Below are 14,678 nucleotides of genomic sequence, written 5' to 3' on the forward strand. Positions count from 1 at the left end.
CCGACAAGTACAAAATTGTGAATAAGATTGTCGGATAGCCAAATGAAGCTGATAGCAGTGAGTCCAAAACCAACCACTAAACCACTAGTCGTGCCGGTAATAAACGATTTGCAAGAGTGCTACTTATCCGCGACGATTTGCCGCGAGGCTCGCATCAGCCGTGATCCACGTTTTGACGGTAAGTTCTTTGTGGGCGTGTTAAGTACGGGTATTTACTGCCGAACTGTGTGCCCTGCCGTTGCACCTAAAGAAGAAAACGTACGTTATTTCGACTCGGCCATTAAAGCCGCACAGGCGGGGCTGAGGCCTTGCCTACGTTGCCGCCCCGACAGTGCACCAGGCTCTAATCCGTGGAAAGGTACAGGCACAACCCTAGACAGAGCTATAGGTTTGATTGAAGCTGGCGCCTTATCGGGTGAGCATGGATTAACGGTCGAGGCCTTGGCGGACAAACTGGGGATCAGCAGCCGTTATCTAAATAAGTTATTTACCTCTGGATTTGGCACTTCGCCTAAGCAATTTGCACTCTATCGTCAGTTAATGTTCGCAAAACAGTTGTTGCATCAGACGCAGCTGCCCATCACTCAGGTTGCGCTTGCCGCAGGCTTTAACAGTATTCGCCGTTTCAACGAGGCATTTCAGCAGTCGCTGCAATTAACGCCCACACAGTTAAGAAAATCCAGTCTGAAGTCGACTGCCAAGTTAGAGGAAGGGGAGAGAACTAATAAGGCTAGTCCACAGCAGATGCCAGTGCATAGTTTGAGTCTATATCAGTATTACCGACCGCCGCTCGATTGGCCGGCGCAATTAGCTTTTTATCGCCTGCGCGCCGTGGCGGGAATGGAGTGGTTTTGTGAGGGGGCAAATCATGACTCCAACGACATGATGCCCCAAGATACACTTGAGTATGGTCGCACCCTGCAACTTGAGGATATCCGCGCAGTGGTGCGTATCGCCCATGAGGCACATTTGCATCGCTTTAAAATCACGCTGACATTAACACCCGACTCGCCCTTGGCGGGCCTACAAAAACTCATCACCCAAGTGCGGCGCATTTTAGATCTCGATGCCGATATGCAGCTGATTGAGCACAACCTACAGCGTTTGACCGATCTTAAGTTAATCCCTAAATCAGGTCTTAGGATCCCGGGAGCAGGATCTTTATTTGAGGCGGGTTGCCGAGCCGTTTTAGGTCAGCAGGTGAGCGTAGTGCAGGCCACTAAGTTACTCAATTTATTGGTCGAAGCTTATGGCGAACGTTTTAGCTTAAACGGGCAAGAGTATCGCTTGTTCCCTACACCGCAGCTGATCCGTCATGCCTGCCTCGATGAGCTTAAAATGCCTGGCGCGCGCAAACTGGCGCTCAACGCGCTTGCAGCGTTTATCTATGAGCACCCAGAAGCCACAGCCGATGATTGGATTAGGGTAAAAGGCATTGGCCCCTGGACCATTGCCTATGCCAAATTATGTGGGCTTGGCGATCCAAATATCTTCCTGCACACGGATTTAATTGTGAAAAAGCAATTACTGGCGACGATGGGTGAGCAGACAGGGTTGGATACTGAAGCACAAAAACAACAGGATTATTCAGCGATTGTTGAGCGGATCAGTGCGGATATCGCCCCTTGGGGGAGTTATTTGACCTTCCTGCTGTGGTCCAATGCATAGGGCATTTCAGGCCATGTAGTTATTGATTCAGTACCGAGGCTCTATATGAGAGCCACTATTTGAAACACAGTACTAAAACACTGTACTAAAGCCGTTGACGAGAACCACTATGAGCCCGAATTTATCGCAACTGATTAGCGCCCCAACGGCCAAAGATTATCAGCCCTGCGCTGTCGATATTTTAAGTACCCCTGTGGGCGTACTACAACTTAATGCCAATGCCTACGGATTGAGCCATTTAACGGTCGTCGGGTCGAGTCGTACCGAGATCCCCCTAAAGGTCGCAAGTGATGACGAACTCGCGCGTGCTAAAAGTCATATTGAGCAGGCAAAGGCGCAGCTTCTGGATTATTTTCGCGGTGAGCTAACCCAGTTCCACTTAAGCTTAGCGCCCAAGGGCACCGAATTTCAGCAGCAGGTGTGGCAAGCCTTGGTGCAGGTCGGTTATGGCCAGAGTTGCAGTTATGGCGAGATCGCCCAGCGTATCGACAGGCCAAAAGCCGTCAGGGCGGTCGGTGCCGCCAATGGCGCCAATCCCATCGCGATTATTGTGCCCTGTCACCGTATCATTGGTAAAAATGGCCAATTAACGGGTTATGCCTATGGACTTACGATGAAACAACAACTGTTAATGCTGGAATCGACAAGCAAGGGCGCGCATTTTACGTTAGAATAGCGGTCATATTTGTTATTGATGAGCCATGTAATTTTTTATGACCCAAGCTTCTTCCGCCGTTGCCAGCTTTGCCGAACTTGGCATTATTGCTCCCTTATGTAATCGACTCTCTGAGCTGGGTTATGTTTTTCCCACTCCGATACAGGCGGCTACCATTCCTGCCGTACTCAGTGGACAGGACGTGTTAGCAGGGGCGAATACAGGTTCTGGAAAAACTGCTGCTTTTGCAGTGCCGTTATTGCAGCGATTGAGTGAAGCAAAAAGTGCTGATAAGTCGGCAGGCCAAGTGCGGTGTTTGGTGCTCGTACCTACCCGCGAATTGGCGCAGCAAGTCGCCGACAGCTTTTTATCCTATGCATCCCATTTTAATGGTCAGCTTAAGATTGTCGCGGCCTTTGGTGGTGTGTCTGTCAATCTGCAAATGCAAAGCTTACGCGCTGGCGCCGATGTGTTGGTCGCAACTCCTGGGCGTTTACTGGATTTATTAGCCAGCAATGCGCTTAAGTTAAATCGCGTCTCGGCCTTAGTGCTGGATGAAGCGGACCGCATGTTAAGCCTTGGGTTTACTGATGAATTAAATCAAGTGCTTGAGGCGCTCCCTGCCAAAAAACAAACCTTACTGTTTTCGGCGACATTCCCCGAAGAAGTGCGCGCGCTAACGACCAAATTACTCCACCAACCGCTTGAATTTCATCTGCAAAGTGAGCAAGAAAGCACCATTGTGCAGCGTGTGATAACCGTTAACCGCGAACAAAAAACAGCGTTATTGGCCCATTTGATTAAACAGCATCAATGGTCACAGGCGTTAATTTTTGTCAGTGCTAAAAATACCTGTAACCACCTCGCGCAAAAGTTGTCAAAACGGGGAATTAGCGCCGAAGTCTTCCATGGCGATAAAGCTCAAGGTGCGCGGACTCGCGTCCTTGATGGGTTTAAAAATGGTGACATTAGTGTGCTAATTGCGACTGATATCGCAGCCCGTGGTATTGATATTGATAAACTCCCCGTCGTGATTAACTTTGATTTACCAAGAAGTCCAGCCGATTATATGCACCGTATTGGTCGTAGCGGTCGTGCGGGCGAGGCGGGCCTCGCGGTGACTTTAATTTCCCATGAGGAATATCACCACTTTGGTGTGATTGAAAAGAAAAACAAAATCAAACTGGTGCGTGAACAAATCCCCGGATTTGAAGCCAATGCTGAAATACCGCTGGATGTGTTAGCGCAGGAAAAACCTCAGGCCAAGCCCGAAGGCTCTGGCAAGAAAAAGCGTAAACAGTTACCCGTGGCGAATGTTGAGTTTTGGGGTAAAAAGTCTTAATTCCTCAGGTGTGAGTTATGCTTAGCATATCTTCAGGTTGTTTCGAATTGGTTTGGTAGAGGCAGTATGCAGCATTTATTTTGGTTAGTTGAAGGTAAAATCGCGGGCCGCAGTGGCCCTAATAAGGACCCTTGGGATTTAGCAGAGCTTAAAGCATCGGGGATCCGCGCCGTGTTATCCGTTAATGGCGGAGAAGGCTGCGAGCCCGGTAGTTTTCAGCACCATGGTTTGCGTTATGAATGTATCCCGTTTTCCAGAAACGTGCCGCCACAGGAAGGGGATATCGCCATTTGTGTCGCCCAACTACCCAGAGCGTTAGCCTTTATTCAACAATGTGAAGCCGATGATTTACCCGTGTTAATCCATTGCCGTTCGGGCAAAGATCGTACTGGGCTCATTATGGCTTATTACCTCATGGTTAATGGTGCTGCGCCGTTGCATGCCGTTAGCCAAGTTCGTAGTATTCGCGACATTGCTTTTAGCGCTGAGGGGTGGGATCAGTTTGCCTTCGATGTGCTCTATGCTTTGCAGGATTAGTCCTTGAGAAGGGAAGATTGTTCCAAAGATAAAGTAATTGGCTGATTTGATCACATTTGACCTTAGTCATCACTTTTAAGGCATGTTAAGGTTAATATACTGGCAGTTTAATTTGAGTGAGCGCTTAGTTTTATCATGAAAAGTAAGGCAAATCAGTCACAAGGGCTACTCCTTTTTCGGTTATCTCAACATCAGGTATTTGCCTTAGGCACGCTCAAAATTCGTGAATTAGTGCCCTACACGCCGCTGAGTAAAATTCCTCAATCCCATCCCACCATCCTTGGTGCAGCAACCATTCGCGGCCATACCATTCCTGTGGTGGATATGGCGGCTGCCATTGGTTATCGGCCAATCAGTGATGAAGAACGTAAACATTGCTATATCATCATTACTGATTGCCAGCGCATGATTATCGGCTTTTTAGTGCGTGCTATTGATAAAATTATTGAGTGCAATTGGCGTGACATTGAAGCGCCATCGGCAAATTTAGGGAGAAATGCCTTTTTAACTGGGGTGACGCGCTACGATAATCAGTTAGTGCAGTTACTTGACGTGGAGCTGTTACTGTCTAAGGTGTTCCCCGATGCACCGGAGGCCAATCGAGCAATCCTAACGGATGTGCAGCGGGAGAAGTTAAAACCCATGCGGATTCTGTTGGTCGATGATTCTAAGGTGGCCCGCAAGCAACTTTCCGATGCGCTCGATAGTATTAATATTCCCTATTTCGTGACCCCTGATGGAAGAGAAGCGCTCTCTATTATGGAGCAGGCGGCTGCTGAGCGTCACCCGATTGATATTTTAGTTAGTGACATCGAAATGCCGGGGCTCGATGGCTATGAGCTGGCATTTGAAGTCCGAGATAATCCACTGTTGGCTAATGCTTATATTATTCTCCATACCTCGTTGTCGAGCGAAATCAGTGTCAGCCAAGCTCACCAAGTGGGGGCAAATGAGGCGCTGACGAAGTTTGATGCCCACGAGCTGGTAGAAGCCATGCTACGGGGGGCTGATTTAGCGGCTAAGCGGTCAAATTAGAGCGTGTTGGATTTTTGTAAGGGTTTTGCAGGGACTGGGTAATTTAATTCGCTTATTTCCCTGCAAAGCTAGACAAGTTCCATCACATCCTATAAAACCTTATTGGCCTCAATTTTGAAGGTGTGGGATGGGGAAACTCAGCCGAAATATAATAACGATAGGTTAAGTAATGAAACAAGAATCATCTTTTTTAGCCAAGTTGGCTAATAGCAGTTTGGTGCTGCAAATTCTCGTCGGGATTATCGCTGGTGTCGCTTTAGCCAGTTTTTCACATGAATGGGCCAAACAAGTCGCTTTTTTAGGTAGTTTATTTGTTGGTGCATTAAAAGCGATAGCGCCTATTCTAGTCTTTATTCTCGTGGCATCCTCCATTGCGAATCAAAAGAAAAATACTCAAACGAATATGCGCCCAATCGTGGTGTTGTACTTATTGGGTACCTTTGCTGCGGCATTAACTGCAGTGATTTTAAGTATGATGTTCCCGACTAATCTGGTGTTAGTTGCGGGTGTTGAAGGCACCAGTCCGCCACAGGGAATTGGTGAGGTGATTAACACCCTGTTGTTTAAACTGGTTGATAATCCCGTGAATGCCCTGATGACGGGGAACTATATTGGTATTTTGGCTTGGGGCGTGGGTCTTGGCTTAGCCTTACATCATTCGAGTGATTCAACCAAACAAGTGTTTGCGGATGTGAGCCATGGTATTTCGCAAATGGTGCATTTTATCATTCGGTTAGCGCCTATTGGTATTTTTGGTCTAGTTGCTGCCACATTTGCTGAAACCGGTTTTGCGGCAATTGCGGGCTACGCTCAGTTATTAGCCGTATTGCTCGGTGCGATGGCTATTATCGCCTTAATTATTAACCCGCTGATTGTTTACGTTAAAATCAAACGTAATCCCTATCCACTTGTGATCCGCTGTCTGCGTGAGAGTGGTGTGACGGCATTTTTCACCCGCTCAAGTGCGGCCAATATTCCAGTGAATATGGCATTGTGTGAAAAGTTAAATCTGCACGAAGATACTTATTCAGTCTCTATTCCGTTAGGGGCAACCATCAATATGGGCGGCGCTGCGATTACGATTACCGTACTGACTTTAGCTGCGGCACATACTTTGGGGATTCAAGTTGATCTGCTGACAGCCTTGCTGCTTAGCGTGGTAGCTGCGATTTCTGCCTGTGGTGCATCTGGTGTGGCGGGTGGTTCGTTATTGCTTATTCCGCTTGCTTGTAGCTTGTTTGGCATTTCTAACGATGTGGCGATGCAAGTGGTTGCTGTTGGTTTTATTATCGGCGTGATCCAAGATGCAGCCGAAACGGCACTGAATAGCTCTACGGACGTGATTTTTACCGCTGCTGCTTGTGAAGCCGCTGAAAACAAAGCTAAACTTGGATAAAGTGTGCTGTTGTTAGTGTAGAAGAAAGTATCATAGGAGCAGTCACTTCGGTGGCTGCTTTTTTTATGGGAGTAGTTATGATCCTTTTCGATTTTAAAGAGTTAAATGCGGCAAAGTCTTGGTATGGCGTTAATGATACTGTGATGGGCGGTTTGTCACGCAGTAAGCTCACCATCTCTCCGTTAGGCTATGGGATGTTTAGCGGCCATGTGTCACTCGCCAATGGTGGCGGGTTTGCCTCGGTGCGCTGTGAGTTTGAACCCAAAAATGTGAGTGAATTCACTGGGATTTATCTCGAACTCGACCGTGATAGAAGTAAGCACTACAAAGTGAATCTCAAAGATGCCGACACGCCGCAGAGTACGGTTTATCAAGCACCGATGCCCGATGCTAAGCATCAGTCTTTTGGCGTTAATGGTGGCAGTATTATTCACTGGCAACGTATTGAAATCCCCTTTACGGCGTTTCATCCCCAGTGCCGTGGCAAGCCGATTGAGCGTGCTGAGATTGATTTGAGCCGTCTCACAAGTATTGGGCTAGTTATTGGTGCGCAGCAAAGTGGTGATTTTGCATTAAAAATTAAATCAATAGGCTGTTATTGAGTCATAAGGGGATAAGCTAATGCTTGTCCCCTTAATCTACTGCTACACGCTCAACTCAGCGCGATTTAGGCTCCCACAATCCCTAGGGGCTTAGCATGTTCCCATGCGCCGCGGGTAAAGTCGGGAAAGTTTACTGAGTTACTGCGGTTATTGAGTGATTGTTCACTTAAAATATTGACCACAGACCAAGCCGCACCATCATAGACATCCTGATCGAGTGCCTCGCCGTTACGTAGGCAGTAGATCATTCGCCAAAGCATCACAAAATCCATGCCGCCGTGACCGCCGTTGATTTCGGCTTCTTTACCAATACGTTGCCACAGTGGGTGATCGTATTTGTCATACCACTTTTGCATGTCCATATCCCACTCGTGGTAACTCTGACCAAAACCCCCATTTTCGATTGCGATACGATTAGGGAAGCCAGCAAACACACCGTTAGTGCCTTGGATTAGATTATGGCGACTGTAGGGTCTTGGGGTGGTGGTATCGTGTTGAACCATAATGGTTCTGCCTTTCACGGTTTTAATCAGGCTAGTGCTCATATCGCCATTAATGTATTTGAGCTGATTACGTTCATGATCGGCGGGAAATTCTCGCTTAGCATATAAAGCACGACCTAAAGCTGGCGAACTCATGGAAGTCAGGTAATCGAATCTGTCACCGCGGTTGATATTCATATACTGGGAAATAGGCCCTAAACCGTGAGTGGGATATAAATTACCATTGCGTTTAGTATGCCAATAAGTGCGCCATGATCCGGTTTTATGATCAATTTCTTTCATTTGCCAGCGCAGTTCATGGATATAAGCGGCTTCGCCGTGGAGTAATTCGCCAAATAAGCCTTGGCGCACCATGTTAAGCACCATCAGTTCTTCACGACCGTAATTGACGTTTTCCATCATCATGCAGTTTTTCTGGGTACGCTCGGCGGTATCGATGATTTGCCAGCACTCTTCGACTGTGAGGGCGAGTGGTACTTCAACAAAGGCGTGTTTACCACTTTCCATAGTGTCGATAGCCATTGGAGCATGCCATTCCCACGGAGTGGAAATAATCACAATATCGATGTCATCACGGTTTAATAGCTCGCGATAGCTCAAATCATTGCCGGTATAGATCGCAGGTTTTGGCCGTTTTTGTTTAACGATATGCTCAACCGCTCTATCAATAACCGCTTGGTGCGTATCGCAAATGGCTTTTAGCTCCACGCCGTCTAAGTGACAAAACTGTTCGACATGGCTAAATCCACGCTCTCCCACACCGATAAAACCAACTCTAACCACCTCCATTTTAGGGGCAATGAGTCCAATAACTGATTTCCCACGACTGGGTTTCGGGGCAACGTTACTGGCGGTAGCGTCGAGGGCAATATTGGCCGTAACAAGGCCGGCAGTGACGGCGCCTGCGGCTTTCAGAAAATGGCGGCGATGAATATTGTGCATAGGCTTCCTGCTTTATTGTTGTTTATTTGTAGGGCGATTTTAATCCATCTTGTTATATCAGAATCTCACTGTAAGTGGACATTAAAAGATGTAACAAGCTCATTCATACGTAATTAAATAAACCGTATTGCAACAGGTTATTTATCTTTACTTTAGCGATAGGTAAATAGTGATAAAGATCGCGTTTTTATTTTCTAATTAAGCTACACTGCCCATTAATTAATCAAGCTAAATTATCTTTTAGTTTTTAAATGTTTAGCAAATTAAATTTAACCAAAAAATTACATTTTTTGATGAGTTTGACGTAATTTGCGACTCGGGGGAGTAAAGCGGTAAATGGGTTCTATGCTTAATGTACTACCACAACTGACGTTCACTTTAGGTGATTGGGTATTGCATAAGGATATCAGGATGTCTGGGATTGAAAAACGCCGTCGCCTACATTGGCGGGAGACAGATATGCAAAATCGTGAAATTATTGGTCGTTGGTTAGATGAGCGTCCACTGCTAGGTGACAAAATTACCCTCTATAAAGAAGCAGATAAATATTATTTAGAAACTTGGTTCAGTGATGGCTGCCATAGCTTAGATGAAGTCAATTTAACTGATACGCCACAGGGCAAAAAAGTAGAAGATGTGGGCGGTAATTTCTTCGGTGAGTATTTTATGGTAACGCCTAATATGCAACTGCAATTTTGCAACGAACAGGGTAGTTATTTTCAAGTAGATAAATTAGTTGTGGATATTGATTTTAATCAGCGCGTTGCTTAAAACGGTTGTGATTTTTTAATGGCAACTGAGTTGGGCGAATAATATTCCCTCTCAAGCTTATCCCTGTGTAGCGGGATGGTCAGGTTTGGTTAAAACAGAGGTCGCTTAACGCGACCTCTTGTATTTTTGCCGATTATTCATTGAAAGAATGCTGACTGTAAAAATGCATCCTTTTACCCGAATACGGATGGGTAAAGCTCAAGCTTTGGGCATGGAGACACAGTCTCGGTCTGGCCTTGATCACCTCAGCATTACCATAAAATTCATCCCCTAAAATGGGATGCCCAAGGGCGAGCATATGTACCCTAAGCTGGTGGGTTCGGCCCGTTTCTGGGGTTAATTCCACTAAGGTGCTGTTTTCGCGTCTTTCTAGCACTCGGTAATGGGTCAAAGCACTTTTCGCGCCAGCCGTCCCCGCCGCTTGGGTCTTTTGATAGGGTGGATGCTCGGGGTCGGGGGCGATAGCTAAATCAATTATACCTGCATCCAGCTCGACCAGTCCCATGACCTCAGCAATATACACTTTCTCACTTTGTCGATCTTGAAACTGGGTTTTTAAGTGGGATTCGGCTTTTTTATTGCGCGCAAAAACCATAATGCCTGAGGTGGCGCAGTCGAGTCTGTGCACCAGAATCGTTTCAGGATAAAGACGTTGCAGCCGAGTGAGGGCACAATCGAAGGTATGTGCGGCTCTGCCGGGATTAGACAATAAGCCCGAAGGTTTATTAATAACGATCACATCTCTATCTTGATAGCGAAGATCTAACCAAGGGACTGAAGGGGGCTGGTAATCAAATATCTGCATCGTATCCTCATCTTTTGCGAGGCCATACTAGCAAAATATCAGTTACTAAGCAGTATATTCTCAACAATGTCATGGGGCATTAAAACTGCGCTAACCATAATCTAAACTTCATCCCCCAGGTAGACGTGACTCCTGAGGTAACGTAACGAATATTTCCTTGCGTATCGATAACATAAATGGCTGGAAATGCCATCGCGCCCCAGAGAGCACTTTGCGTTCCACCATCATCATTAAGTACCGGAAAGTGATATTGATGTTCATCCATAAAGGTTTGAATCTCACTATCACTACCTGAAGCAACGGCGACTGAAATCACCCGATGATTTTGGCTGATGGTCTCAACCATCGGCGATGTTACGCGGCATACTGGGCACCAGGTTCCCCAGAAATAGACTAATGTTGGCTCAGTTTGGGCTGTATTAAGTGCAAACTTGCCGCCATCAATGGTAATACCGCTTAATACTGGCGCTTGGCCTGTGACCATATCCCGTTGTAAATAGAGGCTTACCCCATAGAGCAGTAGCGCCATAATGGTTAAATCCCTAAGCTGCTTTAGCCAAAATCGAGGGCTTTGCAGTTTTTGTTTCCATCCCTTTGGATGAGGTGATTGCTCCCTTGAGCTTGCTCTTATCACTGAGATGGTCTCCTCGGGATTATTCGGGTAAATAGTCACTCGGAGTTTTACGGCTCCAAATACGGGTATAGGCCATCAACTGGGGGTAGAAGGTACGAAAGGCGGTTTCTGTCTCAATCTGCATTTGGGCTAAAATTTTATCCGCACCGTTAAATAAGGCACTGTGCGGATGACCTTTGGCCCTTTGGGTTAATGCCTGTTGAATGCCCTTAGGTGTGGCGTAGCCGTTTAACCAATCTTGACGGCGCATATCGGCGATAATGTCTAGGCATAGCTGAGGGTGATACACATCGCTTTGCGCGGCAAATTCTGCCAGTTCACTATAGGCTTTTTGGCTAAAATCAGGCAGTGACAGATGATGATATTCTTCCCAGTAGAAGGCTAAATAATAATCGAAACTGATGAACATCAAATCTGCTGCTATACTTGTTAACTGTTTAGGAAACAATGCGATGAGTTCTTGAGTCAACTCATGGGTCGCACAGAGCTGATTGATTTCATGGTTTAACCACAGTCCTTGGCGTAGTGCTTGTGGGGCATTGTCTATCGACGCGGTAATAAAATTGCCTGCTAGATTGGCACCAAGGTGGGTTTTACTGATATCAGCCAGATGTAAGTGTGTAAGAATGTTCATTTTTTGTGCTTGGTTAATCGCGTTGGTTCACGTTATCATGGGCAGGCGCGCTGAGGAAAGTGCAAATAGGCAAAAATCGTGTGCTTTTGTAAGGTAGTGCTAGATTCAGCATTTCTAACAGGAGTGTAAATGCTGATGCTAAAGACAGAAAATGCGCTAATCAACTAACCTGTTAAGGATCATGGACGATGTGGAACTGGTTCATCAAAATGCTTGGTAAAGACGAGCGTCCCAAACGTAAAAAAATGCTGGTTGATATTCCCTATGAGCAACATAGTTTCAGCATCGATCATTTTGCTCGCACTCGGGCTAAATATGATGTGGATGACGCATTGAGCTCAAATACGCTCAATGAGCAGGATGCAGTGACCGATATGGATATCGCGAACAAGTAATCTTGATCTTATTGGCCTCTAACCATAGACTAGCCGCCGTTCTAAGCTATCTAGAGGCCTTTGCATGCGCGTAACAGACTTTTCTTTCGATCTTCCCGACGAACTCATCGCTCGTTATCCCATGGCGCAACGTACGGCGTCACGTCTGTTAACCTTAGATGGCAATACTGGCACGCTCGCCGATAAACAGTTTACCGATCTGCTGGAGATGATTAATCCCGGCGATTTAATGGTATTTAACAATACCCGGGTGATCCCAGCACGTTTATTTGGCCAAAAGGCCAGTGGTGGCAAACTCGAGATTTTAGTTGAGCGTATGCTCGACGATAAGCGTATTCTCGCCCATGTGCGCAGCTCTAAATCCCCGAAAGTAGATAGCATTATTCATCTCGACGGCGGTTATGAGATGAAGATGGCTGCTCGCCATGACGCCTTATTTGAACTCGAACTCTTATCCGATCTCACAATTTTAGAAGTGCTCGAAGCAGTAGGGCATATGCCATTGCCTCCTTATATCGACCGTCCCGATGAGGATGCCGATAAAGAGCGCTATCAAACCGTGTATAATCAGAACCCCGGTGCGGTTGCCGCGCCAACGGCGGGTCTACACTTTGATGATGTCATGCTTGAGGCATTAAAAGCCAAGGGCGTAAGTATCGCCTTTGTGACTCTGCACGTCGGTGCAGGCACCTTCCAACCCGTGCGCGTCGATAATGTGCTCGAGCACAAAATGCATTCCGAGTGGGCCAATGTGCCGCAGGATGTGGTGGATTTAATTGCCCAAACGAAAGCGGCAGGCAAACGTGTGGTTGCTGTGGGCACGACGTCTGTACGTTCACTGGAGAGTGCGGCCCGTGCAAGTGAAGGCGAACTTAAAGCCTTTAGCGGTGATACCGATATCTTTATCTACCCTGGGTATCAGTTCCAAATCGTCGATGCCATGATCACTAACTTTCACCTGCCGGAATCGACGCTCATCATGTTGGTTAGTGCCTTTGCGGGTTTTGATCATGTTATGGTGGCGTATCAACACGCAATCACGCAAAAATATCGCTTCTTTAGCTATGGCGATGCCATGTTTGTGACGAAAAAAGCTCACTAGACCAAGATTTTGTTTTAAAATAGCCGCCCACATTGAGTTTGGGCGGATATTTTTTCAGCCAAAGGTTGAACCTTTTTGAACTGTCCCTATCTCTATTGTTAATCAAAATGGCGCTTGCCATTAAAAATGTAGTCAGACTGTTTATCTGGCGAGGTGAATGATGAAATTTGAACTTGACACTACCGACGGCCGTGCGCGCCGTGGTCGCTTGATTTTTGAACGTGGTACAGTGGAAACCCCAGCATTTATGCCTGTAGGGACTTACGGTACGGTAAAAGGGATGACGCCAGAAGAAGTGCGTGCTACTGGCGCCGATATTCTGCTCGGTAACACTTTCCACCTGTGGTTACGCCCTGGCGAAGAAATCATGCGTAAGCATGGTGACCTTCACGATTTTATGAATTGGCAGCGTCCTATTCTGACCGATTCGGGCGGTTTCCAAGTGTTCAGTTTGGGTGACATTCGTAAAATTACTGAAGAAGGTGTGCATTTCCGCTCGCCAATTAACGGCGAGAAAATCTTCTTAGATCCTGAAAAGTCAATGCAAATTCAACATGCATTGGGCAGTGATGTGGTAATGATTTTTGACGAATGTACTCCGTATCCAGCAACCGAAGATGAAGCGCGCAAGTCAATGCAGATGTCACTGCGTTGGGCTAAGCGTTCACGCGACGAGTTTGACCGCCTGGAAAACCCCAATTCATTATTTGGGATTATCCAAGGCAGTGTGTATGAAGATTTACGCGACGAGAGCTTAAAAGGCTTAGTCGAAATTGGTTTCGACGGTTATGCCGTCGGTGGTTTGGCCGTAGGTGAGCCTAAGGAAGACATGCATCGCATTCTTGAGCATGTCTGTCCACAAATTCCTGCTGACAAGCCGCGCTATCTGATGGGGGTCGGTAAGCCAGAGGATTTAGTTGAAGGTGTGCGTCGTGGTATCGACATGTTTGACTGTGTGATGCCAACCCGTAACGCCCGCAACGGCCATCTGTTTACCAGTGAAGGTGTCATCAAGATCCGCAACGCGCGTCATCGTGATGACACTTCACCGCTCGATCCTAAGTGTGATTGTTATACCTGTAAAAACTATTCACGGGCATACCTTTACCATTTAGATCGTTGTAATGAGATTCTGGGTGCGCGTTTAAACACCATTCACAACTTGAGATACTATCAAATGTTAATGGAAGGTTTGCGCGGTGCGATTGAGACGGGTACATTAGACGCCTTTGTGAAGGACTTCTATACCAGTCAAGGTCGCGAAGTACCAGAGTTAGTCGATTGATTTTTTGCTAATAAGAAGAGAAAACTATGTTCATTTCAAATGCATATGCAAATGCTGCTGGCGCTCCACAGAGTGGTGGCACTATGGAATTGATTTTCATGCTGGTGATTTTCGGCCTGATTTTCTATTTCATGATTTTCCGTCCGCAATCGAAGCGTGTTAAAGAGCACAAAAACCTGATGTCATCACTTGGAAAAGGTGATGAAGTGCTGACCAGCGGCGGCATTTTAGGCAAGATTGCAAAGATCAGCGATGACAATGACTACGTGTTACTGAGCTTGAACGACACGACTCAAATTACAATTAAAAAAGATTACATTGCAGCTGTATTGCCTAAGGGCTCTATCCAGTCGTTGTAAGCCAAGAGGGCTC

Annotated in this window: 16 protein-coding genes; 12 read left to right on the top strand and 4 right to left on the bottom strand. The window is 46.6% G+C overall.

Going from position 1 to position 14,678, the window contains the following annotated elements; genetic code table 11:
• Positions 1 to 42: 42 nt before the first annotated feature.
• From JM642_RS07115 to JM642_RS07145, 7 genes are all read left to right on the top strand, one after another.
• The gene (locus JM642_RS07115) at positions 43 to 1,668 is read left to right on the top strand and encodes an AlkA N-terminal domain-containing protein (RefSeq protein WP_203433292.1); all 1,626 of its coding nucleotides are present in this window, start codon (positions 43 to 45) and stop codon (positions 1,666 to 1,668) included.
• A 109-nt stretch (positions 1,669 to 1,777) separates the two neighbouring features.
• Entirely contained in the window at positions 1,778 to 2,344 is a 567-nt protein-coding gene (locus tag JM642_RS07120; protein ID WP_203433294.1) for a methylated-DNA--[protein]-cysteine S-methyltransferase, read from the top strand.
• Positions 2,345 to 2,381: 37 nt separating this feature from the next.
• Entirely contained in the window at positions 2,382 to 3,665 is a 1,284-nt protein-coding gene (locus JM642_RS07125; RefSeq protein WP_203433296.1) for a DEAD/DEAH box helicase, read from the top strand.
• Between the two features lie 66 nt (positions 3,666 to 3,731).
• Positions 3,732 to 4,202 (top strand): dual specificity protein phosphatase family protein, encoded by a 471-nt coding sequence (locus tag JM642_RS07130; RefSeq protein ID WP_037420279.1) that lies wholly within the window; start codon positions 3,732 to 3,734, stop codon positions 4,200 to 4,202.
• A 135-nt stretch (positions 4,203 to 4,337) separates the two neighbouring features.
• A complete protein-coding gene (locus JM642_RS07135) occupies positions 4,338 to 5,237 on the top strand; it encodes a chemotaxis protein CheV (RefSeq protein ID WP_203433297.1) in 900 nt (299 codons plus the stop codon).
• A gap of 169 nt (positions 5,238 to 5,406) precedes the next feature.
• The gene (gene sstT / locus JM642_RS07140) at positions 5,407 to 6,633 is read left to right on the top strand and encodes a serine/threonine transporter SstT (protein ID WP_037420273.1); all 1,227 of its coding nucleotides are present in this window, start codon (positions 5,407 to 5,409) and stop codon (positions 6,631 to 6,633) included.
• Between the two features lie 77 nt (positions 6,634 to 6,710).
• The gene (locus JM642_RS07145) at positions 6,711 to 7,235 is read left to right on the top strand and encodes a CIA30 family protein (protein ID WP_037428213.1); all 525 of its coding nucleotides are present in this window, start codon (positions 6,711 to 6,713) and stop codon (positions 7,233 to 7,235) included.
• Positions 7,236 to 7,300: 65 nt separating this feature from the next.
• Here JM642_RS07145 and JM642_RS07150 read toward each other — a convergent pair whose 3' ends face one another.
• The gene (locus JM642_RS07150; protein ID WP_047537287.1) at positions 7,301 to 8,680 is read right to left on the bottom strand and encodes a Gfo/Idh/MocA family oxidoreductase; all 1,380 of its coding nucleotides are present in this window, start codon (positions 8,678 to 8,680) and stop codon (positions 7,301 to 7,303) included.
• Between the two features lie 336 nt (positions 8,681 to 9,016).
• On the opposite strand from JM642_RS07150, the gene JM642_RS07155 reads away from it, so the two are divergent.
• A complete protein-coding gene (locus JM642_RS07155) occupies positions 9,017 to 9,451 on the top strand; it encodes a hypothetical protein (RefSeq protein WP_140906740.1) in 435 nt (144 codons plus the stop codon).
• A 133-nt stretch (positions 9,452 to 9,584) separates the two neighbouring features.
• Here JM642_RS07155 and JM642_RS07160 read toward each other — a convergent pair whose 3' ends face one another.
• The 3 genes from JM642_RS07160 to JM642_RS07170 all read right to left on the bottom strand — a co-directional run bounded on the left by JM642_RS07160 (position 9,585) and on the right by JM642_RS07170 (position 11,524).
• Entirely contained in the window at positions 9,585 to 10,256 is a 672-nt protein-coding gene (locus JM642_RS07160) for an RluA family pseudouridine synthase (RefSeq protein WP_172589792.1), read from the bottom strand.
• A 79-nt stretch (positions 10,257 to 10,335) separates the two neighbouring features.
• Positions 10,336 to 10,785 carry a protein disulfide oxidoreductase gene (locus JM642_RS07165; RefSeq protein ID WP_172589795.1) on the bottom strand — a complete coding sequence of 150 codons (450 nt, stop codon included), beginning with the start codon at positions 10,783 to 10,785 and terminating at the stop codon, positions 10,336 to 10,338.
• Between the two features lie 124 nt (positions 10,786 to 10,909).
• The gene (locus JM642_RS07170) at positions 10,910 to 11,524 is read right to left on the bottom strand and encodes an acyl carrier protein phosphodiesterase (RefSeq protein WP_037428216.1); all 615 of its coding nucleotides are present in this window, start codon (positions 11,522 to 11,524) and stop codon (positions 10,910 to 10,912) included.
• A gap of 188 nt (positions 11,525 to 11,712) precedes the next feature.
• Between JM642_RS07170 and JM642_RS07175 the strand changes: the two genes are divergently transcribed.
• From JM642_RS07175 to yajC, 4 genes are all read left to right on the top strand, one after another.
• Positions 11,713 to 11,919 carry a hypothetical protein gene (locus tag JM642_RS07175; protein ID WP_172589791.1) on the top strand — a complete coding sequence of 69 codons (207 nt, stop codon included), beginning with the start codon at positions 11,713 to 11,715 and terminating at the stop codon, positions 11,917 to 11,919.
• 64 nt (positions 11,920 to 11,983) lie between these two features.
• Entirely contained in the window at positions 11,984 to 13,021 is a 1,038-nt protein-coding gene (gene queA / locus JM642_RS07180; RefSeq protein WP_144375777.1) for a tRNA preQ1(34) S-adenosylmethionine ribosyltransferase-isomerase QueA, read from the top strand.
• Positions 13,022 to 13,181: 160 nt separating this feature from the next.
• The gene (gene tgt, locus JM642_RS07185) at positions 13,182 to 14,306 is read left to right on the top strand and encodes a tRNA guanosine(34) transglycosylase Tgt (protein ID WP_011622165.1); all 1,125 of its coding nucleotides are present in this window, start codon (positions 13,182 to 13,184) and stop codon (positions 14,304 to 14,306) included.
• Positions 14,307 to 14,332: 26 nt separating this feature from the next.
• Positions 14,333 to 14,665 (top strand): preprotein translocase subunit YajC, encoded by a 333-nt coding sequence (gene yajC / locus JM642_RS07190; RefSeq protein ID WP_037420249.1) that lies wholly within the window; start codon positions 14,333 to 14,335, stop codon positions 14,663 to 14,665.
• Positions 14,666 to 14,678 lie beyond the last annotated feature (13 nt).

Origin of the sequence: Shewanella sp. LZH-2 (assembly GCF_016859145.1) — a bacterium.
In the GTDB taxonomy this organism is placed as follows: domain Bacteria; phylum Pseudomonadota; class Gammaproteobacteria; order Enterobacterales; family Shewanellaceae; genus Shewanella; species Shewanella xiamenensis.

Bases quoted from the DNA above. Each gene is read 5' to 3' on its own strand.
- JM642_RS07170 (WP_037428216.1), bottom strand. From the start codon at position 11,524: ATGAACATTCTTACACACTTACATCTGGCTGATATCAGTAAAACCCAC.
- JM642_RS07135 (WP_203433297.1), top strand. From the start codon at position 4,338: ATGAAAAGTAAGGCAAATCAGTCACAAGGGCTACTCCTTTTTCGGTTA.
- tgt (WP_011622165.1), top strand. From the start codon at position 13,182: ATGAAATTTGAACTTGACACTACCGACGGCCGTGCGCGCCGTGGTCGC.
- JM642_RS07160 (WP_172589792.1), bottom strand. From the start codon at position 10,256: ATGCAGATATTTGATTACCAGCCCCCTTCAGTCCCTTGGTTAGATCTT.
- JM642_RS07130 (WP_037420279.1), top strand. From the start codon at position 3,732: ATGCAGCATTTATTTTGGTTAGTTGAAGGTAAAATCGCGGGCCGCAGT.
- JM642_RS07165 (WP_172589795.1), bottom strand. From the start codon at position 10,785: ATGGCGCTACTGCTCTATGGGGTAAGCCTCTATTTACAACGGGATATG.
- JM642_RS07175 (WP_172589791.1), top strand. From the start codon at position 11,713: ATGTGGAACTGGTTCATCAAAATGCTTGGTAAAGACGAGCGTCCCAAA.
- JM642_RS07115 (WP_203433292.1), top strand. From the start codon at position 43: ATGAAGCTGATAGCAGTGAGTCCAAAACCAACCACTAAACCACTAGTC.
- queA (WP_144375777.1), top strand. From the start codon at position 11,984: ATGCGCGTAACAGACTTTTCTTTCGATCTTCCCGACGAACTCATCGCT.
- JM642_RS07150 (WP_047537287.1), bottom strand. From the start codon at position 8,680: ATGCACAATATTCATCGCCGCCATTTTCTGAAAGCCGCAGGCGCCGTC.
- JM642_RS07155 (WP_140906740.1), top strand. From the start codon at position 9,017: ATGGGTTCTATGCTTAATGTACTACCACAACTGACGTTCACTTTAGGT.
- JM642_RS07120 (WP_203433294.1), top strand. From the start codon at position 1,778: ATGAGCCCGAATTTATCGCAACTGATTAGCGCCCCAACGGCCAAAGAT.
- JM642_RS07145 (WP_037428213.1), top strand. From the start codon at position 6,711: ATGATCCTTTTCGATTTTAAAGAGTTAAATGCGGCAAAGTCTTGGTAT.
- yajC (WP_037420249.1), top strand. From the start codon at position 14,333: ATGTTCATTTCAAATGCATATGCAAATGCTGCTGGCGCTCCACAGAGT.
- sstT (WP_037420273.1), top strand. From the start codon at position 5,407: ATGAAACAAGAATCATCTTTTTTAGCCAAGTTGGCTAATAGCAGTTTG.
- JM642_RS07125 (WP_203433296.1), top strand. From the start codon at position 2,382: ATGACCCAAGCTTCTTCCGCCGTTGCCAGCTTTGCCGAACTTGGCATT.